Origin of the sequence: Microcella alkalica, assembly GCF_014595885.1 — a bacterium.
Taxonomy (GTDB): domain Bacteria; phylum Actinomycetota; class Actinomycetes; order Actinomycetales; family Microbacteriaceae; genus Microcella; species Microcella alkaliphila_B.
Window position 1 is genome coordinate 25,874 of sequence record NZ_JABUKC010000001.1, and the last position, 23,412, is coordinate 49,285.

16 protein-coding genes are annotated in these 23,412 nt (G+C 72.3%); 13 read left to right on the forward strand and 3 right to left on the reverse strand.

Annotated elements, in window-relative coordinates; translation table 11 throughout:
- Positions 1-28: 28 nt before the first annotated feature.
- From ID804_RS00130 to ID804_RS00155, 6 genes are all read left to right on the forward strand, one after another.
- Complete coding sequence (locus tag ID804_RS00130) at positions 29-1,333, forward strand: MFS transporter (protein ID WP_223158878.1); 1,305 nt, start codon at positions 29-31, stop codon at positions 1,331-1,333.
- Between the two features lie 24 nt (positions 1,334-1,357).
- Positions 1,358-3,319, forward strand: coding sequence for a M13 family metallopeptidase (locus tag ID804_RS00135; RefSeq protein ID WP_169076962.1), 1,962 nt, complete (start codon positions 1,358-1,360; stop codon positions 3,317-3,319).
- Complete coding sequence (locus tag ID804_RS00140; RefSeq protein WP_317451112.1) at positions 3,316-4,221, forward strand: serine hydrolase; 906 nt, start codon at positions 3,316-3,318, stop codon at positions 4,219-4,221. The genes ID804_RS00135 and ID804_RS00140 overlap by 4 nt, the downstream gene beginning before the upstream one ends.
- A 303-nt stretch (positions 4,222-4,524) precedes the next feature.
- Entirely contained in the window at positions 4,525-8,484 is a 3,960-nt protein-coding gene (locus ID804_RS00145) for a hypothetical protein (RefSeq protein WP_169076963.1), read from the forward strand.
- 369 nt (positions 8,485-8,853) lie between these two features.
- Entirely contained in the window at positions 8,854-11,061 is a 2,208-nt protein-coding gene (locus ID804_RS00150; RefSeq protein WP_169076964.1) for an MSCRAMM family protein, read from the forward strand.
- 153 nt (positions 11,062-11,214) lie between these two features.
- Positions 11,215-11,625, forward strand: coding sequence for a pilus assembly protein CpaE (locus tag ID804_RS00155; protein ID WP_169076965.1), 411 nt, complete (start codon positions 11,215-11,217; stop codon positions 11,623-11,625).
- Positions 11,626-11,808: 183 nt separating this feature from the next.
- On the opposite strand, the gene ID804_RS00160 is transcribed toward ID804_RS00155, so the two are convergent.
- Entirely contained in the window at positions 11,809-13,140 is a 1,332-nt protein-coding gene (locus ID804_RS00160; protein WP_169076966.1) for a glutamyl-tRNA reductase, read from the reverse strand.
- 142 nt (positions 13,141-13,282) lie between these two features.
- Here ID804_RS00160 and hemE point away from each other — a divergent pair, with 142 nt between their 5' ends.
- From hemE to ID804_RS00195, 7 genes are all read left to right on the forward strand, one after another.
- A complete protein-coding gene (hemE, locus tag ID804_RS00165; protein WP_169076967.1) occupies positions 13,283-14,347 on the forward strand; it encodes a uroporphyrinogen decarboxylase in 1,065 nt (354 codons plus the stop codon).
- On the forward strand, positions 14,347-15,696 hold the full coding sequence (locus tag ID804_RS00170; protein ID WP_169076968.1) for a protoporphyrinogen/coproporphyrinogen oxidase: 1,350 nt from the start codon (positions 14,347-14,349) through the stop codon (positions 15,694-15,696). The genes hemE and ID804_RS00170 overlap by 1 nt, the downstream gene beginning before the upstream one ends.
- Positions 15,693-16,358 (forward strand): hydrogen peroxide-dependent heme synthase, encoded by a 666-nt coding sequence (gene hemQ / locus ID804_RS00175; RefSeq protein WP_396789519.1) that lies wholly within the window; start codon positions 15,693-15,695, stop codon positions 16,356-16,358. The genes ID804_RS00170 and hemQ overlap by 4 nt, the downstream gene beginning before the upstream one ends.
- 119 nt (positions 16,359-16,477) lie before the next feature.
- Positions 16,478-17,626, forward strand: a complete 1,149-nt coding sequence (locus ID804_RS00180) for a ferrochelatase (protein WP_317451166.1) — start codon at positions 16,478-16,480, stop codon at positions 17,624-17,626.
- Positions 17,623-18,609 carry a hydroxymethylbilane synthase gene (hemC, locus tag ID804_RS00185; protein WP_317451113.1) on the forward strand — a complete coding sequence of 329 codons (987 nt, stop codon included), beginning with the start codon at positions 17,623-17,625 and terminating at the stop codon, positions 18,607-18,609. The genes ID804_RS00180 and hemC overlap by 4 nt, the downstream gene beginning before the upstream one ends.
- Positions 18,606-19,592, forward strand: coding sequence for a porphobilinogen synthase (hemB, locus tag ID804_RS00190; protein ID WP_169076969.1), 987 nt, complete (start codon positions 18,606-18,608; stop codon positions 19,590-19,592). The genes hemC and hemB overlap by 4 nt, the downstream gene beginning before the upstream one ends.
- Positions 19,589-20,959, forward strand: a complete 1,371-nt coding sequence (locus ID804_RS00195) for a glutamate-1-semialdehyde 2,1-aminomutase (RefSeq protein WP_169076970.1) — start codon at positions 19,589-19,591, stop codon at positions 20,957-20,959. The genes hemB and ID804_RS00195 overlap by 4 nt, the downstream gene beginning before the upstream one ends.
- Before the next feature lie 263 nt (positions 20,960-21,222).
- Here ID804_RS00195 and ID804_RS00200 read toward each other — a convergent pair whose 3' ends face one another.
- Both ID804_RS00200 and ID804_RS00205 read right to left on the reverse strand, forming a co-directional pair.
- Entirely contained in the window at positions 21,223-22,248 is a 1,026-nt protein-coding gene (locus ID804_RS00200) for an iron-siderophore ABC transporter substrate-binding protein (protein ID WP_169076971.1), read from the reverse strand.
- Between the two features lie 11 nt (positions 22,249-22,259).
- Positions 22,260-23,294 carry an iron-siderophore ABC transporter substrate-binding protein gene (locus tag ID804_RS00205; protein WP_169076972.1) on the reverse strand — a complete coding sequence of 345 codons (1,035 nt, stop codon included), beginning with the start codon at positions 23,292-23,294 and terminating at the stop codon, positions 22,260-22,262.
- Positions 23,295-23,412: the final 118 nt, after the last annotated feature.

Consider the following 23,412-nt stretch of genomic DNA (forward strand, 5'->3'; position numbering starts at 1 on the left):
ACCACGCTACGGCCCTAGGCTCGGCCGCATGCTGGCCGTGCTCCGCCACCGGCGATTCGCCGCGCTGTTCGCCTCCCAGGTCGCCTCGCTCGTCGGCACCGGCGTGCTCACCGTCGCGCTCGCGCTCGTCGCCGTGCGCATCGCCGGCGACGACGCCGGCCTCATCATCGGCATCGCGCTCACGATCCGCATCGCCGCGTACGTCGTCGTCTCGCCGATCGCGAGCGCGCTGATCGCCGGCCGGTCCAGCAGGGCCGTCATGATCGGGGCGGATGCTGCGCGCATCCTCGTCGCCGTCGCCCTCGTCTTCGCCACCGAGGCCTGGCACCTCTACGTCGCCATCCTGCTGCTGCAGTCGGCGTCGGCCGTGTTCACGCCCACCTACCAGGCCGTCATCCCCGACGTGCTGCCCGACGAGGAGGACTACACGAAGGCGCAATCGCTCTCGCGCCTCGCCTACGACCTCGAGTCGCTGCTGAGCCCCGCCCTGGCCGCGGCGCTCGTGCTCGTGCTGCCGCCGAACGCGCTCTTCGGCGTCACCGCCGCCGGGTTCGCGATCTCGGCGCTCGCCGTCTGGCTGTCGCGCGTGCACGACCACGCGGGTGCAGCGGTGGAGCCGTTCGCCGGGCGCCTCACGCGCGGCGTGCGCATCATGGCGCGCACCCCCTCGCTGCGCTTCGTCGCCGTGCTCGACGCGGTCGTCGCCGCCGTCTTCGCCACGGTGCTCGTCAACACGGTGGTCTTCCTGCTCTCGCTCGGCGTCGGGCAGGGCGGCGACCCGGCGACGGGGCTCGCCGTGATGCTCGTCATGTTCGGGGCGGGGTCGATCGTCGTCGCGATCCTGCTGCCGGGCATCCTGCACCGGGTCGACGACCGCGCCGTCATGACCGTCGGCGCCGCGGTCGTGCCCATCGCCCTCGCGGCCACGGCGAGCCTCGCCGCGACCGGACTTCTCACCGTGCCGATGCTCGCGGTGCTGTGGGCGGTGCTGGGTGCGGCGACCTCCGCCGTGACGACGCCGAGCGCGCGGCTCATCCGCCGCGACGTGCCGCACGACGACCGCGCCGCCGTCTTCGCCGCCCGCTTCTCGACCTCGCACGCCTGGTACGCGCTCACCTACCCGGTGGCGGGCATCCTCGGCGCCGGGCACGGCCCGGAGGATCCGACCGCGGTGCTCGCGGCGTTCGCGATGGTCGCGCTCGTCGTCGCCGTCGTCGCCTCCCGCGGCTGGACGGGCGCCGTCGCCGCCGACGAGCACGCGCAGCCGCACCCGGAGCACGCCGTGCACGAGGCGCACCAGCCCACCACGAAGGGCGCGCACGAGGCGCACTGAGCCGCGCGGGTTAGGCTCGGCAGGGTGACCGACACCCTTCGCAGCGGCATCCTCACCGACGAGCTCGAGCCGGGCATCCGCCCCCAGGACGACCTCTACCGCCACGTCAACGCGCGCTGGCTCGCGCGCACCCCGATCCCGGCCGACAAGGCGCGTTACGGCAGCTTCATGGTGCTCGCCGAGGAGGCCGAGAAGGCCGTGCGCGCCATCATCGAGGAGGCGCAGCAGGCCGAGCCCGGCACGCTCGAGCGCAAGGTCGGCGACCTCTACGCGAGCTTCATGGACGAAGACCGCATCGAGGCGCTCGGCGCCGCCCCGCTCGCCCCGCACCTCGCCGCCGTCGACGCCATCACCGACACGGATGCCCTGCTCGCCACCCTCGGACGCCTCGAGCGCGAGGGCGCCCGCGGGTTCGTGCAGCTCTTCGTCGACAACGACCCCGGCGACCCCGAGCGCTACCTCGTCTTCGTCGAGCAGGGCGGCATCGGCCTGCCCGACGAGTCGTACTACCGCGAGGAGGCGCACGCCGACACGCGCGCGAAGTACGTCGCCCACCTCGAGCGGATGCTCGCCCTCGCCGGCCTCGACGCCCCCGCCGAGCGCGCCGCCCGCATCATGGCGCTCGAGACGCACCTCGCGAGCCACCACTGGGACAAGGTGCGCAACCGCGACAGCCAGGCCACCTACAACCTGCGCACGTGGGCCGAGTGGGAGGCCGCGGCGCCCGGGCTCGACCTCGCCCGGTGGCGCGACGCCTACGGCATCACCGAGCAGCAGGTCGCCGAGGTGGTGCTGCGCCAGCCCTCGTTCTATGCCGGGCTCGCGGCCGCGATCGAAGGCCGCCCCCTCGAGGAGTGGACGGACTGGCTGCGCTGGTCGGTCATCCGCTCGCTCGCCCCGTACCTCTCGAAGGATTTCGTCGACGCGACCTTCGACTTCTACGGCCGCACCCTCACCGGCACCCCCGAGCAGCGCGCCCGCTGGAAGCGCGGCGTGAGCTTCGTCGAGGGCGCCATGGGCGAGGCCGTCGGCGAGGTGTACGTGCAGCGGCACTACCCGCCGGAGGCGAAGGCCGCGATGGACGAGCTCATCGCTCGCCTCATCGAGGCGTACCGGCAGTCGATAACCGAGCTCGAGTGGATGACCGCCGAGACCCGCGAGCGCGCCCTCGACAAGCTGTCGAAGTTCACGCCGAAGATCGGGTACCCCATTCGCTGGCGGGATTACTCGTCGCTGTCGGTCGTGCCGGATGATCTGGTCGCCAACGTGCGCGCGGCCGGCGAGTTCGAGTTCCACCGCGAGCTCGGCAAGATCGGTCGGCCGATCGACCGCGACGAGTGGTTCATGACGCCGCAGACCGTCAACGCGTATTACAACCCGGGCTTCAACGAGATCGTGTTCCCGGCGGCGATCCTGCAGTTCCCCTTCTTCGACGCGGGGCGGGATGCTGCCGCCAACTACGGCGCGATCGGCGCGGTCATCGGCCACGAGATCGGGCACGGGTTCGACGACCAGGGCTCGCGCTACGACGGCGACGGCGCCCTGCGCGACTGGTGGACGGAAGCCGACCGCGCCGCGTTCGAGGAGCGCACCCGCTCGCTCATCGCCCAGTACGACGCGCTCGAGCCGACCGAGGCGCCGGGCCACCGGGTCAACGGCGCGCTGACGATCGGCGAGAACATCGGCGACCTCGGCGGCCTCGGCATCGCGTGGAAGGCCTACCTGCTCTCGCTCGACGGCGAGGAGCCGCCGGTCATCGACGGGCTCACCGGCGCGCAGCGGTTCTTCCTCTCGTGGGCGCAGGCGTGGCAGATCGCCATCCGGCCGGAGGAGGCGCTGCGGCTGCTGTCGATCGACCCGCATTCGCCGAACGAGTTCCGGTGCAACCAGATCGTGCGTAATATCGGGGCGTTCTATGAGGCGTTCTCGGTCGGCCCTGACGACGCCCTGTGGCTCGACCCGAAGGAGCGCGTGACCATTTGGTGACGACCCCGATGCTGCGCGACCGGAGCGCCCGCCTGGCGGCTCCGGTGTCAGCGCGGCGTCGGGCCGCTGAGCGGGCCCCCTCCTTCCGGCCGTCGTTCCGCGCCCTCGGGGCTCTCGCCTACGAGGGCGCGCGGGTGTCGGTGGCGGCCGTCGACATCCAGTCGGGGCAGAGCGTCTTCGCCGTCGACGAGCGCATCGTGCTGCCGACGGCCTCGATCGGCAAGATCCTGCTGCTCATCGAGGTGAGCGCCCGACTGTCGGAGCGCTCGCTGTCGGAGTTCGCGATCGTCGACCGGGCGACGCAGGATGCGGTGGCCGACTCCGGCCTCTGGCAGCACCTGCAGGCGCCCGCCCTGCCCCTCAACGACCTCGCCGCGCTCGTCGGCTCGACGAGCGACAACGTCGCCACGAACGCGCTGCTGCGCCATATCGGGCTGGATGCCGTGCGCGCGCGCACGGAGTCGCTCGGGCTCGTGCGCACCGCCCTGCTCGACGTCGTCCGCGACTCGCGCGGGCCGGATGACGCGCCGCAGCTCTCCGTCGGCTCGACCGCGGAGCTCGCGTGGCTGTTCTACGCCCTCGCCCACGGCCACATCATCGACCCGACGACGAGCCAGCGCGTGCTCGGCTGGCTGTCGCTCAACACCGACCTCTCGATGGTCGCGAGCGCGTTCGGCCGCGACCCGCTCGCGCACCGCAGCGTCGAGCACAGCACGTGGATGGTGAACAAGACGGGCACGGATGCCGGCGTGCGGTCGGAGGCGGGCATCCTGCGCGGCCCCCGGGGCGGCCTCGCCTACGCCGTCTCGGTGCAATACGAGGAGCGCGACCTGCAGACGCGGCTGCGGGTGCTGGACGCGCTGCGCGTGTTCGGGCTCGACCTGCTGGAGTTCGTGCACTGAGCCGGCCATCCGCCTGATCGTCACCTGGGAGTCGCGACGAGCTAGACAGACCTGTCCAGGATTGCGCGACGGGGAGTCGAGGAATACTGTCGGCCTCGCATCCGGCTTCGGCACACCCGACGTTCGCCGATCCGCGGAGGCGGCAGCACCCGACAACCCGACGGTCGACGTTCCCCGACGACGGCCGAGACCCGCGCCCGACCCTCCCCCGACGGTCGCACGCGGGGCCCCCGTGATACCCGATCACCGGCACGCCCCCGCCTCGACGACGGCGCGCCCGGCTCCCACCCCCAGGAGCGCATCATGCCGCTGCACAAGCGAATCCTCGCCGCAGCCACCGCGATCGCCCTCGCCCTCGGCATGGCCGCGGGTGGGGCGACACCCGCGATGGCCGCCGCACCCGACGACACCAAGGTCTGGGTCTGCAAGTACTCGGGCACCCCCGGTGTCAACGAGCAGTACAAGGACGGCAAGAACCCGATCGAGGTGAGCGTCAGCACCATCGACGACACCAGCGACTTCGATCCGGTGACCGGCACCGGGTACTTCCCCGACAGCCAGGGCCGCTCGTACTCGCTCGGCTACTCGACGAACTTCTCCGGCGACCCGACCATCGAGGACTGTCCGCGGCCCCAGCTGCCCATCCCCGGGTACACGGTCACCGACCAGACCTGCGACACCGGCGGATCGATAGTGCTCGACGAGTCGCAGTGGATCACCTACGTCGTCACGAACTCCGAGGGTCAGGTGATCCCGAACGATCAGCTGACGAACCTGCCGCCGGGCACCTACACGGTCACGCCGACCGCCGTGCCACCCGCGATCCTCGATGACGAGTTCTACGATCCGGTGGCGGTGATCGACGCGATCGACCCGGCGCTGTGCGCCGACCTGGCGACCGCATCGATCGCGTTCACCGCGGCGACGTGCACCACCGGCGAGCAGCTGAACCCCGGCGGGTACGCGATGACGGGCGCGACGGTCACCTCGTCGACGGTCGTTGACGGCGTGTACACCGTGGTCTTCACCGCCGACCCCGGCTACCTGTTCGCCGCCGGCACCGGCGTCTCGAACGACCGCACGCAGCTGACCTTCACGGGCACGCTCGACGGCCCCGACCTCACGCAGTGCGCCGTCGCGAGCGCGACGCTCGCCTTCACCGTGGCCACCTGCACGACCGGTGAGCAGCTCAACCCCGGCGGCTACGTCGTGGTCGGTGCGACGCTCACCTCGTCGACCGTCGTCGACGGCTCGTACACGATCGTGTTCACGGCCGTTCCGGGCTCGCTCTTCCCGGCGGGCGGCGACGGCGTCTCGGGCGACCGCACGCAGCTGACCCTGACGGGCACGCTCGACGGCCCCGACCTGACGCTCTGCCCGGTCGCGACGGCGACGCTCGCGTTCACCGACCCGACATGCGACGACGCCCAGATGCTCGACGAGGACGGCTTCCAGACCGTCAACGCCGAACTGGTCTCGGTGGAGGTCGATGGCGACGCCTACACCGTCGTCTTCGAGACCACCGGTGACGCCCTCTTCGCGGTCGGCGACGGGGTGTCTCCCGACCGCACGCAGCTGACCCTCACGGGAACGCTCGAACCGAACGACGAGCGCCTCTGCCTCGTGGTCGACGCGACGTTCACGCTGCCGCCCGCCACGTGCGAGGTCGGCGAGGACTGGGAGAACCCGATCATCGACGCTGACGCGGGTGTCATCTGGGGCGAGCCCGTCTTCGACGCCGAAGCCGGCACCGTGTCGATCACGTTCACGGCGACCGCCGCGTACATCTTCGTGACCGATGACGGCGGCGAGCTCGCCTTCTCGAAGACGAAGACCGTGACGCTCGACGTGGCCGATCGTGACCCCGAGCTCTGCGACGTGGCGACGGCGAGCGTTCCCCTGCTCGACGCCACCTGCGAGCTGGGGCAGCGAGTCGACCTGGAGAACATCTCCGGCGTCAACGCCTCGTTCGAGGTCATCGACGACGGGTCGTACGACGGATCGTACGAGGTGCTCTTCACCGCGGACGAGGGCGCGCGGTTCGCCGGCGACCTGGTGACGATCTCCGTCACCGGTGACCTGGCCGACCGTGATCCGTCTCTCTGCTTGGAGCCGACGGTGACGGTGCCGGTGATCGATCCGACCTGTGAGGTCGGCGCGATCCTGGACGTCGAGAACATCGATGCGGAGAACGCGACCTGGGTCGTGGTCGACGACGGTTCGGAGTCGGGCACCTACGAGGTGGAGTTCACCGCCGATGAGGGTTACCGCTTCGAGGGCGACCAGACGACGCTGACCGTGTCCGGCGAGCTCGATCCGGCCGATCCGACGCTGTGCCTCGTGGTCGATGCCTCCTTCACGCTGCCGCCCGCCACGTGCGAGGTCGGCGAGGACTGGGAGAACCCGATCATCGACGCCGACGCCGGCGTCATCTGGGGCGAGCCTGAGTTCGACCCGGAGACGCGGACGGTCTCGATCACCTTCACCGCGACCGGAGCGAACATCTTCGCGACGGAGGTCGAGGGCGAGACGACCTATTCGAAGACGAAGACCGTGATGCTCGACGTGGCCGATCGTGATCCGTCTCTCTGCTTGGAGCCGACGGTGACGGTGCCGGTGATCGATCCGACCTGTGAGGTCGGCGCGATCCTGGACGTCGAGGGCATCGATGCGGAGAACGCGACCTGGGTCGTGATCGACGACGGTTCGGAGTCGGGCACCTACGAGGTGGAGTTCACCGCCGATGAGGGTTACCGCTTCGAGGGCGACCAGACGACGCTGACGGTGTCGGCCGACCTGGCCGATCGTGATCCGTCGCTCTGCCTGGAGCCGACGGTGACGGTGCCGGTGATCGACCCGACCTGTGAGGTCGGCGCGATCCTGGACGTCGAGAACATCGATGCGGAGAACGCGACCTGGGTCGTGGTCGACGACGGTTCGGAGTCGGGCACCTACGAGGTGGAGTTCACCGCCGATGAGGGTTACCGCTTCGAGGGTGACCAGACGACGCTGACCGTGTCCGGCGAGCTCGCCGGACCGAACGCCGAGCTGTGCCTCGAGGCAATCGCCGCCATCGCGGTCACCGACGCCGACTGCTTCTTCGACTCGACGCTCGACGAGGAGGGCTTCACGGCGGAGAACGCGACCTACGAGATCACGGCCTACGACCCGGCGACGCGGGAGTACGAGGTCGTCTTCACGGCGGACTACGGCTACCGCTTCGACACGGAGCTCGACGGCGTCAGCGAGGACGGCACGACGAGAACGTTCTCCGGAACGCTCGACGCGGCCGACCCCGACGGCGACGGCTGCGTGCTGCCGGTGACGGATGCGCGGCTCGCCTTCGTCGACGCCACGTGCCTCGACCCTGAAGCGCTCGACGTCGAGGGCTTCCAGTTCGACTCGGAGCTCGCCGAGCTCGGGAGCGTGACTGTCGAGGGTCTCGAGTACGAGGTCGTGTTCGTCGCGCTCGGGGAGGACACCGTGTTCTTCCAGGGCAATGAGCCGGTCGACGGTCGCGTGGTGTCGGAAGATGGCAGGACGCTCACCTTCACGGGCACGCTCGACGGCCCCGATGAGGAGCTCTGCATCGACGTGGTCGTGCCCCCGGTGACGGTGGCCGACGACTGTTTCGAGCAGTCGTACACGGTCACGGCCGTCGAGGGTGTCACGTACACCCGCACGGTTAACGGTCTGGAGTTCCCGGTCGAGTTCGGTGACAGCGACACCGTCACCTTCGACGCCGTGCCCTTCGACACGGTCACGGTCACCGCGACCGCCCAGCCGGGATACCTGCTGGCGGAGGGCTACGAGCCGTTCGAGTACACCTACGAGTTCGATGACGAGTGCCTGCCTACGGCGCCCGTCACGACGGCGTCGGTGACGTGGAAGCAGGCGGACTGCCTCGGCAACCCCGGCAGCTTCACGCTGACGAACGAGCCGGGCGTCATCTGGACGGTCGACGGGGTCGTCGTCGAGGGCAACAGGACGTACACCTCGGCGGTCGGCTCCACGCCGACCATCGTGGCCGACCTCGAGCCCGCGAGCGAGGAGTTCCCGACCGGATTCGGCTGGAACGACCCCGACCAGCAGACCCTGTGGAACCTCGTATTCGAGGCCGCGAAGGACTGCCTGCCCACCCTGGCGCTCACCGGCGCGACCAACGCGCTCGGTGGCCTGGGCATCGTGGCCGTGCTCATCATGTTGGCCGGCACCGGCCTCGTGATCGCACGTCGTCGTGAGGCGACCCGCATCCAGGGCTGATCTCTCGGCCCGCGGGGCCGGAGCGGTGAGGCGACCCGAACACGTCGCACCGCTCCGGCCCCGTCTTCGCGCGCACCCTCACCAAGGTGAGCAAAGCTTGTGCCCAATCCAGGGGTAGACGAATCGGTCTGTGTTGTCGGCGACCCGAGGAGCCAATAAGGTCGGCCTTGCCTCCGGATGCGGCCCACCCGACGTTCGCCGGATCGCGGAGGCTGCTCTACCCGAACACACTCGGTCGACGTTCCCCGACGGCGGCCGATGCCGCGGCCGCGCGCTCTCCCCCGAGATCTCGGTCGCGATCCCCCTAACCCGATACCCGAGCGCGCCCGTACCCGGAGGCGCTCTGGCTCCGACCCCCAGGAGCACATCATGTTGCGCAAGCGCATTCTTGCCGCAGCCACCGCAGCGTTCCTCGCCCTCGGCATGGCCGTCGGCGGAGCGAGCCCCGCGATGGCGACCGGCAACCCCGACAACACCAACACAGCTGCCTACTGGGAGGGCCAGTACCCGGATGCGGTCGAGTGTTACGACTTCGACCCGAACGAGGCGAACCCGTACGGCTCGGTCGTCGACGGCGCCGTCGTGCTGAACCCCTTCGACCCCTCGTGGGCGGGCGACGAGTACCTCGTGCTGATCGTCAAGGGCGGTGCCGTCGACTACGGTTCCGGCCCTGGGAACGTCGTCTTCGAGAACCCGACCGCGGGCACGAGCTACTTCCCGCCGCTGAACAACGGCGGTCAGGTCGCCGGCGTCTCCCACTACATCATCTGCATGGGCGAGAGCGACGAGCCCGAGACCGTGACGCCGTCGGCCACGCCGACCGACGCGACCTGCGAGGTGACGACCGGGAGCATCCTCTTCGCGAGCGTGACCGGCATCGAGTCGTACTCGCTCAACGGCCAGACCTACGCTCCCGGCAGCTCGGCGTCGGGTCTCGAGCCCGGCCAGTACTCGGTGAGCGCCACCGCGGCGAGCGGCTACCAGCTCGCCGGCGGCTCGTCCCCCTTCACCGTGACCGTGGGCGGCCCCGCTGACGGCGAGTGCGACGAGGAGCCCACCTTCGTGGTTCCCGCCTTCACCGTCGTCGACGAGGACTGCCTCAGCGGCACCGTGCTCGCGGGTGGTTCGATCACCCTCGACACGCAGGACGGCCGCATCTCCTACGTCGTGACCGATTCCGAGGGCAACGAGGTCACCGACCTGACCGACCTCGCGCCGGGCACCTACACCGTCACGCCCACCGCCGTGGGTGAGGGCGTCGTCCTCGACCTCCTCTCCTACGAAGACCAGGCCGTCGTCAGCGCCTACGAGGGCGAGTGCTCGGAGCCCGAGACGGTCGTGCCGGCGTTCACCGTCGTCGACGAGACCTGCGTGAGCGGCATCCTCCTGGAGGGCGGCTCGATCTCGCTCGACACCAAGGGCGGCACCATCACCTACGTCGTGACCGACGCCGAGGGCAACGAGGTCTTCGACCTGACCGACCTCGCACCCGGCACCTACACCGTGACCCCGACCGCCATTGGCGACGTCGAGCTCGACCTCGAGGGCTACGACGACCAGGCCGTCGTCGCGCCGTTCGATGGCGAGTGCGGCTCGGTGCTGCCGATCACCGACGCGTCGATCGCCTTCCTCGACCCGACGTGCGAGAGCCCCGAGCAGCTCGACGAGCCGAACTTCGAGTTCGACAGCGAGCTCGCTCAGCTCGAGTCGATCGAGGTCGACGACGAGGGCAACTTCACGGTCGTCTTCCGCACGCTCGACGAGGGCACTCGGTTCTTCCAGGGCGGCGACTTCGGCACCGCGAGCCACTCGGAGGTGACGCGCACGGTGAGCGAGGGCGGCACGGTGCTGACCTTCACCGGCACGCTGGCCGGCCCGAACACCGAGCTCTGCCCGGAGCTGGTCGTGCTGCCCGAGCCCGTCGTCGTGGACGACTGCTTCGAGCAGAGCGTGACTCTCACCGACACCGAGGGCGTCGCGTTCGCCTACTCGGTCAACGGCGGACTGGCCATGCCGGTCGAGTTCGGCGACGACGACACCGTGACGATCGAGGCCGATCCGTTCGACACGATCAAGGTCACGGCGACCGCTGAGGAGGGCTACGTGCTCGACGAGGGCTACGAGCCCTGGGAGTACACCTTCACCTTCCCGGAGGACTGCCTGCCGACCGGCCCGCTCACGAGCGCCTCGGTGACGTGGACGCAGCCCGACTGCCTCGGCAACCCGGGTTCGTACACGCTGACGAACGGTCTCGGCGTCATCTGGACCGTCGACGGCGTCGAGGTCGCGGGCAACACCACCTACTCGGTGGCTGCCGGTGCGACGCCGACGATCGAGGCGAGCCTGGCCGGTGCGAGCGAGGAGTACCCGCTCGGCTTCGGCTGGGAGGACGGCGACCAGCAGACGCTGTGGAACCTGACCTTCGCCGCGACCGGCACCTGCGACATCCCGACCCTGGCCCTCACCGGCGCGTCCAACGCGCTCGGCGGCCTGGGCGTCGCCGCGGTGCTCATCATGATGGCCGGCACCGGCCTCGTGATCGCCCGTCGCCGTGAGGCGGCGCGAGTCCAGGGCTAGTACCCGGCCCTGCGGGGCCGGGGCGGCGGCGCGACCCGAAAACGCGCCGCCGCTCCGGCTCCGCCCCCTCCCGAGCTGAGGAGGAGCATCCGCACCTGAGAACCGGGTGCCGCCACCCAGGCGGCACCCGGTTCTGCGTGTGAGCATCCGAGCGTGATCAGCACGTCTCTCGCCCGCCGGCTGCGCGACGCCGGCCTGCGCTGGAAGCCCGCCTCCGGCGACCGCTTCCAGATCGACCGCCCCGAGCTTGACGCCGACGTCTTCACCGTCAGCGACCTCACCATCGAGCCGCACGAGTACCCGACCGGCACCGTGCTCGGCTTCAACGGGACCACCGAGTGGGCGCTCGACTCCGTCGCTGTCGAGGATGCTCTGTGGCTGCCGCGCGAAGACCAGCTGCGCGACCTGCTGCGCGCGGCCTTCACGAGGCTCGAGCGCGACGGCGACGACTACCGGGTGGTGCTGCGCGGCGCGGACGGGCACGAGGTCGTGTTCACGAGCGTGTCAGCGCCCGAGGCGTACGGCCTCGCGTTGCTCTCGATGCTCGAGCGCGTCACCGCCTGACGGGCATCGCCCGCGCGGAGCTCGGACCATACGCACCGCTGTTCACGGCATGCACAGCCTTCCGAGGCGTAGTGCATGCCGCGAACCGCCGTGTGTGCGAGCGAAACAGCGTGCCGCCGAGCCGGGGTTGGCGCCGTCGAGCGCGTCGCGCATCGCGAACCGGGTTGCGTCGGCCAGAGGCCGTCAGGCGGTCGCAGCGCTCGGCGGCGCGCCCGCGTCCGAGCCCGCACCCTCGTCGAGCGCCGCGACCGTCGGCGCCACCGGTGACGGTGTGCCCGGCACGACCGCACCCGAGCGACCGACCGGCAGCCCGAACAGGGTCTCGATGGCGGCGGCGACGTCGTGCCCGCGGCCGGCGACGGCGTGCCGGCGGGCGAGGGTTGACGGCGTGTGCAGGAAGACGCTCGTGAGGTGCCGCAGCGCCTCCTCGACGCGGCCGTCGGCGTCGCCGCGGCGACGCGCGCGCTCGATCTCCTCGTCGACGAGCTCGAGCACGTGCTGGCGCAGCGCGACGATCGACGGCTCGACGGCGGCGGCGGTCACGTAGGCGTGCGCCGACTCGGCGACGACGCTGCGCGCCTCCTCCTCGGCCGACCAGTGCACGAGCGGCGCGTGCAGCCTGATCGTCTCGAGGTCGAGCAGCGTGACGCCCTCGATCTCGCCCACGGCGGGGTCGACGTTGCGGGGCAGGCCGAGGTCGACGACGTACGCGGGCGCGGAGGCGGGAACGTCGGCCGCCGAGAGGCTGAGCCGCGTTGTGCAGGTGATGACGACATCCGCGCCGGTCATCGCCTCGGTGAGGTCGTTGGTCCAGGCGAGGCCGTGGCGGGTGCCGAACACCTGGGCGCGCCCGCTGGGCGAGTACACGGTGATCTGCTCGGCGCCGCGGTCGCGCAGCGCGGCGACGGTGGTGGCGGCGTAGCGGCCGGTGCCGACGAGCACGACGCGCGCCGAGCTCCAGTCGGCGAGGCGGCTGCCGACGAGGTCGAGGGCGAGACGGGCGAGGCTGCGACCGGTGCGGCTCGCGTCACCCTGGGCGCGCGCGGCCCGCGCGGTGCGGATCGCCTCCTGGAAGACCCGATCCAGACGACCGGTGGATGCTCCGCTCTCGCGCGCCGCCTGCGCGGCTCGCCGCACCTGCCCGGCGATCTCCTCCTCACCGACGGCGACCGACTCGAGCCCAGCCGACACGGCGAAGAGGTGGTGCACGGCGGCGGGGGCGTCGAGCACCTCGGCGGTCGCCGTGACGTCGGCGGGAGCATCCGCGCTCACGGAGCGGAGGGCGCGCGCGACGGATTCCCGCGCGAGGGCGTGGGTCTCGTCGGGCGAGGCGTCGGCGGGGGAGTCGACGTCGAGGTAGACCTCGAGGCGGTTGCACGTGGCGACGGTGACGGCGCCGCGCACCGCCGGGTCGCTGCCGCGCACCGCGCCGGTCAGGGCGTCGGCGTCGACCGCGAGCCGCTCGAGGATCTCGAACGGCGTGTTGCGGTGATTGGCGGTGACGCAGAGGAGCACTGCACGAGTCTACGTCCGCGCAGATGGGAGCCAGGTCGGTGCCGACCTCGCCCCGAGTGCCGCATTCGGCGTCGCGAACGGGCCGGTCAGGGCGGCGTTCGGCCCCGGCGGGCTCCCACCTTCGTGCGCCTATCCTTGAGCAGTGCCGTTGAGCCCCTCGCATCCCCTCATCGACGGTCGCACGACGCAGGCGCCGCTGATCCGCGCCTACCGCGGCGACCGCCCCGAGCGCACCCCCGTCTGGTTCATGCGCCAGGCCGGCCGCTCGCTGCCGGAGTACCGCGAGCTGCGCGCCGGCGGCGACATGCTGCAGGCGTGCCTGACCCCCGAGCTCGCGAGCGAGATCACGCTGCAGCCGGTGCGGCGCCATGGCGTCGACGCGGGCATCTTCTTCAGCGACATCGTCGTGCCGGTGCTGCTCGCGGGCGTCGACGTGCGCATCGAGGCGGGGCGCGGCCCGGTCATCGACGCGCCGATCCGGTCGGCGAGCGACGTGCTGCGGCTGCGCCCGATCGACCCGGATGCTCTGGCCCCGGTGCGCGAGGCTGTCGCGCTGACCGTCGCCGAGCTCGGCAGCACCCCGCTCATTGGGTTCGCGGGGGCACCCTTCACGCTCGCCGCCTACCTCGTCGAGGGCGGCCCGTCGAAGGATCAGCTGCGCACGCGCGCCCTCATGCACAGCGACCCGCACACGTGGGCCGCGCTGCTGAACTGGTGCGCCGACGTGACCGGCGAGTTCCTGCGCGCGCAGGTCGAGGCGGGTGCGAGCGCCGCGCAGCTCTTCGACTCGTGGATCGGCTCGGTCTCGCAGCGCGACTACTTGCGCCGCGTCGCCCCGCACTCGCGCCGCGCCTTCGATCACCTGCGCGGCCTCGAGGTGCCGAAGGTGCACTTCGGGCTCGGCACCGACCGCATCCTCACCGAGATCAAGGGCCTCGGTGTCGACGCCGTCGGCATCGACTGGCGCCTGCCGCTCGACGAGGCGAGCGAGCACCTCGGCGGCGACGTGCCCGTGCAGGGCAACATCGACCCCGCCCTGCTGAGCGCGCCGTGGCCGACGCTGCGCGCCCACGTCGACGACGTGCTCGAGCGCGGCCGCACGGCCCCCGCCCACGTCGTGAACCTCGGCCACGGCGTCCCGCCGGAGACCGACCCCGACGTGCTCACCGGCATCGTGCGCTACGTCCACGGAGAGTCGCAGGGCTGATGCGCGAGACCCTCGTCGTCGGCGCCGGCATCGCGGGCCTCGTGGTGGCGCGCGAGCTCGTGCTGCAGGGCCACCGCGTGCGCGTGCTCGAAGCGGTGGAGCGCGCCGGCGGCCAGCTGCTGCGGAAGACGATCGCGGGCATCCCCCTCGATGCGGGCGCAGAGGCGTTCGCGACGCGCGGCGGCACCGTGCGCGCCTATCTCGAGCGACTCGGCATCGCTGACCGCATCGTGGCGCCGCTGGACGCCCCCGCGTGGCTGCACGCCCGCACCGGCACGACGGTGCCGCTGCCGGCGGTGAGCCTGCTGGGCATCCCGTCGGCGCCGCTCGCGGAGGACGTCGTCGCGGTCGTCGGCCGGCGCGCCGCCTGGCGCGGCATGGCGGATGCCCTGCTGCCCGGCCCCGTCGGCGCGAAGTCCGCCACCCTCGGCGAGCTGGTGCGGCGGCGCATGGGCGACGGCATCCTCGAACAGCTCGTCGCCCCGGTCGTCGAGGGCATCCACTCCAAGCACCCCGACGAGCTGCCGGTGAGCGTCGCGCCGGGGCTCGTGCACCACCTGCTGCGCGAGAACTCGCTCGCGCGCGCCGTCATGCGCCTGCGCACCGACGCCCCCGCCGGCTCGCTCGTCGCCGGCCTCGACGGCGGCATGGGGCTGCTCGTCGACACCCTGCTCGCCGAGCTCGACCGCTACGGCGTGCCCATCGAGCACGGCGTGCGGGTCGCGGAGGTGCATCCCGATCGCGTGGTGCTCGCCGTCGATCCGGATGCCGACGGCGACCTTGAGGCCGAGGGCGAGGTGCGCGAGGGCCTCGTCGTCGTCGCCGCGCCCGGCCTCGTCGACCCCGTCGGCGGCCGCGCCGCGACGCGCACCGCCACCCACCTCATGACGCTCGTCATCGAGGCCGGCACCGACGCCGCCCGCGCGCTCGCCGAGAACCCGCGCGGCACCGGCGTGCTCGTCGCGCGCGGCACCGACGTCACGGCTCGCGCGCTCACGCACGTGAGCGCGAAGTGGGCGTGGGTGCGGCGGGCGGCCGCCGGGCGCGAGGTCGTGCGGCTCAGCTACGAGAGCCCGCCGAGCGTCGAGACGGCGCGGCGCGACGCCGAGCTGTTGCTCGGCGTGAGCATTCCCGCCACCGCGGTCGCGGCGGCCGAGGCGACCACCTGGCTGCGGGCCGGCCGCGTCGAGGTCGACCCGGGCATCCTCATCACCGGTGAGCAGGTCGCCGGAACCGGCCTCGCGAGCGTCATCGACCACGCGCACCGCCTCGCAGAGACGATCGGCGCCCCCGACTCCGAGACCGCCGCCGGCCGCGGCACCGACCCCGTCGAAAGGACAGCATCGTGAGCGATCAGCTCGCCTACACCGTCTACGTCGTGCTGCGACGCGACCCGCACCGCCCCGCCTCGGGCGGCGGCGTGCAGGAGGCCGTCGCCGCCGTGACCGCCGACGGCGTCACCGTGCGCGGCGTCTACGACGTGAGCGGGCTGCGCGCCGACGCCGACATCATGCTGTGGCTGCACGGCGATGACCCGGAGAAGATTCAGACGGCCGTGCGCACGCTGCGCCGCGCCGAGCTGCTCAGCAGCCTGCTGCCCACCTGGAACGCCATGGGCGTGCACGTGCAGGCCGAGTTCAGCCGCAGCCACGCGCCCGCGTTCATGTACGGCAAAGAGCCCAAGCGGTGGCTCTGCGTCTACCCCTTCGTGCGCTCGTACGAGTGGTACCTGCTGCCGGAGGAGGAGCGCCGCGACATGCTCGCCGAGCACGGCCGCAAGGGCAGCGCCTTCACGGGCGTGCTCGCCAACACCGTCGCGAGCTTCGCGCTCGGCGACTACGAGTGGCTGCTCGGCCTCGAGAGCGACGAGCTGCTCGACCTCGTCGACATGATGCGCGACCTGCGCTACACCGAGGCGCGCCGCCACGTGCGCGAAGAGGTGCCCTTCTACACCGGTCGCCGTCTCGACGACGCCGACCTCGACGCTCAGATCCTGGAGGTCATCAAGTGACGATCACCAACAACGGCCTCGGCCCCGACGGCAAGGCCGTCGTCGTCGACCTGAACGAGGGCCGCTTCGAGGGCGAGCAGTTCGCCCGCGCCGCGACCGACACGGCGCAGAAGTACGCGGTGCCCGGCCACGTCGAGGCGCCTGTCGCCTACGACGCCGTCATCCTCGCCGGCTTCGGCGGACCGGAGGGGCAGGACGACGTCATCCCCTTCCTGCGCAACGTCACGCGCGGCCGCGGCATCCCCGATGAGCGCCTGGAGGAGGTCGCGCACCACTACCGCCACTTCGGCGGCGTGAGCCCGATCAACGAGCAGAACCGCCAGCTGCAGAAGGCGCTGCAGGCCGAGGCCGACCGGCGCGGGCTGAACATCCCGATCTACTGGGGCAACCGCAACTGGGATCCCTACCTGCCCGAGGCCCTGCAGCAGGCCTTCGACGACGGCCACCGCACGATACTGGGCCTCGCGACGAGCGCCTACTCGAGCTTCTCGAGCTGCCGCCAGTACCGCGAGGACTTCGCGCGCGCCCTCGACGAAACCGGCCTCTGGGGCCAGGTGCGCATCGACAAGGTGGGCCAGTTCTTCGACGCGCCCGGCTTCGTCGCGCCGTTTGTGACGGGGGTGGTGGATGCCCTGCGCACGCTGCTCGCGGAGGGCGCCGACCTGTCGACGACCCGCGTGCTGTTCGCGACCCACAGCATCCCGACCACCGATGCCGAGCGCAGCGGGCCGCGCGACGTCGACTGGGGCGAGGGTGGCGCGTACGCCGCGCAGCACCTCGCGGTGAGCGAGGTCATCATGCAGAAGGCGCTTGCGGAGTTGCGCAACGACCCCGCCCTGTCGCAGCTGCCCGACGTGAACTGGCAGCTGGTGTACCAGAGCCGTTCCGGCCCGCCCACGCAGCCGTGGCTCGAGCCCGACATCAACGACGCCATCGCCGACCACGCCGCGAGCGGCGCGACGGCGATCGTCATGGTGCCGGTCGGCTTCGTCTCCGACCACATGGAGGTCATGTGGGATCTCGACACCGAGGCGATGGAGACGTGCGAGGAGCACGGCCTGCGCGCCCTGCGCGTGCCGACCCCCGGCGTCGACCCCGTGTACGTGAGCGGCCTCATCGACCTCGTCGAGGAGCGCCTGCGGGGCGCGAAGAAGAGCGAGCGCGTGCGCGAGACGACCCTCGGCCCCTGGTACGACGTGTGCCGCCCCGGCTGCTGCGAGAACGTGCGCGCGGGCTTCAAGCCCGCCATCTCGGGTCTGCAGCCGTGATTCGGCTCGGCACGCGCGGCAGCGCGCTCGCCCTCGCGCAGTCGCAGCGCGTCGCCGACTCGATCGCGGCCCGCACGGGTGAGGAGGTCGAGCTCGTGCGCATCGTCACGCACGGCGACGTCTCGACCGCGCCCCTCGCGACGATGTCGCGCGAGGCGCCGGGCGGCGTCGGCGTGTTCGTCGCCGCCGTGCGCGAGTCGCTGCTCGCCGAGGAGTGCGACGTCGTCGTGCACTCGCTCAAAGACCTGCCGACGAGCCCGCACCCCGGCCTCATCATCGCCGCCGTGCCGAAGCGCGCCGACGCGCGCGACGCCGCCATCGTGCGCGACGGCGTCGCCCTCGCCGACCTGCCGGCGGGCTCGCGGGTCGGCACCGGCTCGCCGCGCCGGCAGGCGCAGCTGCGCCGCCGGTTCCCCGACCTGGAGGTCGTCGAGCTGCGCGGCAATGTCGACACGCGCCTCGCGCGCGTGCTCGGCCGCGAGGCCGGCGTCGCCGCCGACGGCAGCGACGTCGAGGCGATCGAGCCCGACCTCGACGCTGTCATCCTCGCCGCCGCCGGGCTCGAGCGTCTCGGCCGGCTCGACGTCGTGACCGAGTACTTGGGGCTCGAGGGCTGGCCGACCGCGCCCGGGCAGGGCGCCCTCGCGATCGAGACCCGCCGCGACCTCAGCGGCCCCCTCAAGCGCGCGCTGCTCGCCCTCGACCACCGCTCGACGCGGCTCGCCGTCGAGGCGGAGCGCGCGGTGCTGCGCCGTCTCGAGGCCGGCTGCTCGGCGCCGCTCGGCGCCCACGCCTTCCTCGACGACGGCATGATGTTCCTCTCCGCCCGGGTCTACTCGCCGGAGGGCGAGCAGGTCTCGAGCGCCCACGCCGGCTACGTCGACGACAGCGACGACCCGGCCGAGGAGCTGGCGGCGCGCGTCACCGACGAGCTGCTCGCGAACGGCGCTGCCGACCTGGCGCCGCTGGGGGGTGGGCGATGAGCGAGCTCGGGCCGAGCATCCGCCCCCGCCGCCTGCGGCAGAGCGCGGCGATGCGCCGCCTCGTCGCCGAGACCGATCTGCGGCCGCGCCACCTCGTGCTGCCGCTCTTCGTGCGCGAGGGGCTCGAGGCTCCGCAGCCGATCGGGTCGATGCCGGGCGTCGAGCAGCACTCGCTCGACAGCCTGCGCGCGATCGCCGTGCGCGCGGCCGAGGCGGGGCTCGGCGGCGTCATGCTGTTCGGCGTGCCGGCCGTGCGCGACGCGGTCGGCTCGGGCGCGACCGACCCCGAGGGCATCCTCAACGTCGCCGCCCGTGCGCTCGCCGCCGAGGTCGGCGACGCCCTCGTGGTGCAGACCGACCTCTGCCTCGACGAGTTCACCGACCACGGCCACTGCGGGGTGCTGGATGCCCGCGGCCGCGTCGACAACGACGCCACCCTCGAGCGCTACGCCGACATGGCCGTCGCGCAGGCGCAGGCGGGCGCCCAGGTGCTGGGCCTCAGCGGCATGATGGACGGCCAGACCGCCGTCGCGCGCGCCGCCCTCGACGAGGCCGGCTTCACTGACGTGGCCCTGCTCGCCTACTCGGCGAAGTACGCTTCGGCGTTCTACGGGCCGTTCCGCGACGCGGTCGAGTCGCAGCTGCAGGGCGACCGCCGCACCTACCAGCTCGACCCCGGCAACGGGCGCGAGGGCGTGCGCGAGGCCCTGCTCGACCTCGACGAGGGCGCCGACATCGTCATGGTGAAGCCCGCGCTCGCCTACCTCGACGTGCTGCGCCAGGTCGCCGACATCTCGACCGTGCCCGTCTGGGCCTACATGGTCTCGGGCGAGTACGCGATGATCGCGGCCGCCGCGGCGAACGGCTGGCTCGACGGGGACCGCGCCCAGCTCGAGGCGCTCGTTTCGATCCGCCGAGCCGGAGCCGACGCCGTGCTCAGCTACGCCGCACTCGACCTCGCCGAGAAGGGACTGCTCTCATGACCCGCTTCATCTCGGGCCGCACCCCGACGACCAACGCCGAGGCGTTCGAGCGCGCGCTCGCCGTCACCCCTGGCGGCGTGAACTCGCCCGTGCGCGCGTTCCGCTCGGTCGGCGGCACGCCCGTCTTCCTGCAGAGCGGCCGCGGCCCCTACGTCACCGATGTGGAGGGCACCGAGTACGTCGACCTCGTGGGGCAGTGGGGTCCGGCGCTGCTGGGCCACGCGCATCCCGACGTCATCGCCGCCGCGCACGCGGCCGTCGATCGCGGTCTCGGTTTCGGCGCCGCGTCGACGGGCGAGGTCGAGCTCGCCGAGCTCGTACTCGACCGCCTCACGCTGCCCGCCGCCGACGGGGGAGAGCCCCGACGCGGCATCGAGAAGCTGCGGCTCATGTCGACCGGCACCGAGGCGACCATGACGGCGATCCGGCTCGCGCGCGGCGCGACCGGCCGGCCGCTGCTGGTGAAGTTCGCGGGGCACTACCACGGTCACTCCGACTCGCTGCTGTCGGAGGCGGGCTCGGGCATCGCGACCCTGGGCATCCCCGGCTCCGCGGGCATCACCCCCGAGACGGCCGCCCAGACGATCGTCATCCCCTACAACGACGAGGATGCCCTCGCCGAGGTCTTCGCCGCCCACGGCGACCGCATCGCCGCGGTCATCACCGAGGCCGCCGCCGCCAACATGGGCGTCGTGCCGCCGAAGCCCGGCTTCAACCGGCTGCTCGCCGACACCGCGCGCGCGCACGGCGCGCTGCTCATCGCCGACGAGGTCATGACCGGCTTCCGCGTCTCGGCCGCCGGCTGGTGGGGGCACGAGGAGGCCCACGGCGTCGCCTATGACGCCGACCTGACCACCTTCGGCAAGATCATCGGCGGCGGCCTGCCCCTCGCGGGCCTCGGCGGCCGCGCCGAGCTGCTCGACCTGCTCGCCCCCCTCGGGCCCGTCTACCAGGCGGGCACGCTGAGCGGCAACCCGGTCGCCGTCGCCACCGGAGCCGCGATGCTGCGCGGCGCCGGTGGCGAGGTCTACGAGCACTTGCCACGCGTCGCGCACGCGATCGCCGACGGGCTGTCGGCGGCGCTCTCGGCCGAGGGCGTCGCGCACTCGGTCGCGTGGGCGGGCTCGCAGTTCTCGATCTTCTTCCGCGAGAGCGCTCCGCAGAACTACGCGGAGGCGCAGGCGCAGGAGGTCTGGCGCTTCGGCCCGTTCTTCCACGCCATGCTCGAGCACGGCGTCTCGCTACCGCCGAGCGTCTACGAGGCGTGGTTCGTCTCGGCGGCGCACGACGACGCCGCGGTCGAGCGCGTGCTCGCCGCGGCGGCGCCGGCGGCGCGCGCGGCGGCAGCCGCGCAGCCCGCGCGCTAGCCGCGGCAGCCCGCGCGCTAGCCGCGGCCGCCCGCGCGGTAGCGGCGGAGCGCCGCGCCGTCCGCGCGGCCGCTCCGCGGGGTGCCCGGCGACGTGAGGTCGATGCGATCTGCAGGAGTCGGCGCGTGCGCGGACGGCGCCAGCCGCGTAGACGGCGGATCGCACCGGCGTTGCTCCTGCAGACCGCATTGGAGACGCGGGAGCGCACCCGCCGAGCGGGCCAGGGGAGTGGCTGCTCCTCCCGGCCCGCTCGAAGCCGCGCGTCAGTCGAGCGCGGCGACCGCCGCCTGCAGCTCGGCGATGAGCTCGTCGAGCGCGTAGTCGTACGACAGCGGGGTCGGTGGGGTCATCGACGCCGCGACGTCGCTGCCGACGACGCGCGCGATGGAGCCCTGCTGCACCTGTTGCATCGTGCCGGCATGGGGCGTGGCGAGGAACTGCTCGACCTCACCGGGCTCGTTGCCGCGCACGACCAGCACGTCGCTGACGAGCTGCGAGACCGTCTCGTACGACAGCGAGTACGAGAACGAGGTCTCGCCCGTGTCGAGTTCGTCGACGGCGGGGGCGTTGACGAAGCCGAGGTCGAGCAGCACCTCCACGCGCGGGTCGTTCTCGTTCCAGACGTAGAACGTGCCGGCCGTGTCCCACACGAACGCGACCGTGCGGCCGGCGAACTGGGGGTTCTCGGCGGCGCGCGCGGCGAGGTCGGCGTCGATGCCGTCGAGCAGCGCCTGCGCCTCCGGCTCGAGCCCGAGCGCCTCGCCCGTGAGGGTGACGATCTCGCGCCAGGGTGTCGCCCACGGCTCGCCGGGGTAGGCGACGACGGGAGCGATGTCGCTGAGCGTGTCGTACTGCTCGGCGGTGAGCCCCGAGTACTGGGCGAGGATGACGTCCGGGTCGGCCGCCGCGATCTCCTCGTAGGCGAGGTCCTCCCCGGTGTCGGGCAGCACCGTCGGATGCTCGGCCCCGGCCTCGTCGAGCGCGTCGACGGTCCACGGCGGCAGGCCGTCCGTGCCGTTCTCGACGGCGCGCGGCGCGACGGCGACCGGCACGACGCCGAGCGCGATGGCCGAGTCGAGCGTGCCGACCCCCAGGGCGACGACCCGCTCGGGCGCCTCCTCGATGACGGTCTCACCGAAGACGTGCTGGATCGTGACAGGCCAGGCGGCCGAATCCGCCGGCGTCGAGCCGGGGGTCTCGGAGCCTACGGGCGCGGCGGCGGAGCATCCGCCGAGGGCGATTGCGCCGACGGCCAGGACGGCGGTCAGGGGGACGAGACGACGACGCATCACGGCGCCCCTCAGCCGCGCGCCGCGACGGCCGCCGCGAGCTGGTCGACGACCTCGTCGAGGCCCCACGGCAGCGACAGCGCGGTGGGCGGCGAGACCGAGGCGATGAACTCGGTGCCGACGAGCTGCGCGACGGCGCCCTGCTGCACGGCCGGCAGCGACTGCGCGTAGGGGGCGTCGAGCAGCGCCTGCGCCTCCTTCGGCGTCGAGCCGTAGACGACGAGCACGTCTGAGGTGAGCTCCGAGACCCGCTCGTACGAGAGGGTGAAGTAGAACGGCGACTCGTCGGTGTCGAGCGCGTCGACGGCCGAAGCGTTGACGAAGCCGAGGTCGAGCATGAACTCCACGCGCGGGTCTTCGTCGGCGTAGACGTAGAAGGTGCCGGCGGTGTCCCACGCGGTCGCGAGGCTGACGCCCTCGAACTCCGGATGCTCGGCCGCGGCCTCCGCGATGGCGTCGTCGATGCCCGCCAGCACCTCCTCGGCCTCGCCCTGCAGCCCCAGGGCCTCACCCGTGATCGAGATGATGTCGCGCCACGGGGTGGACCACGGCTGGTCGGGGTAGGCGACGACGGGAGCGATGTCGCTGAGGGTCTCGTACTGCTCTTCGGTGAGCCCCGAGTACTGGGCGAGGATCACGTCGGGGTCGGCGGCGGCGATCTCCTCGTAGGGCACGTCCTCTCCCGTGTTGGTGAGGATGGTGGGCATCGCGTCGCCGCGCTCCTCGAGCGCTTCGCGGATCCACGGCAGCACGCCCTCGTCGTCGCCGCCGTACGACTCGAAGGGGATCGCGACGGGCGTCACGCCGAGCGCGATGGCGGCGTCGGCGCTCGCCCAGCCCCACGTGACGACGCGCTCGGGCGCCTCGTCGATCGTGGTCTCGCCGAAGGCGTGCTCGATCGTGACGGGGAAGGCCGCGTCGTCGGCGGCGCTCGCCGCGGAGTCGGTGGGGGCGCTCGCGGGCTCGGTCGAGCATCCGACGAGACCGAGGGCGAGGGCGGGGGCGAGGGCCGCGGCGAGGAGGCCGAGGCGGCGGCGCGAGGGCACGGTGCTGCTCCTGAGGGGACGGGAGGGCTCGCCGCGGGCGCGTCGACGCGCTCGTGCGGGTTCGCGGCGCTGCGACGGCCCTCGGACTTGTGAGGTAAGGCTAACCTAACTCACCGAA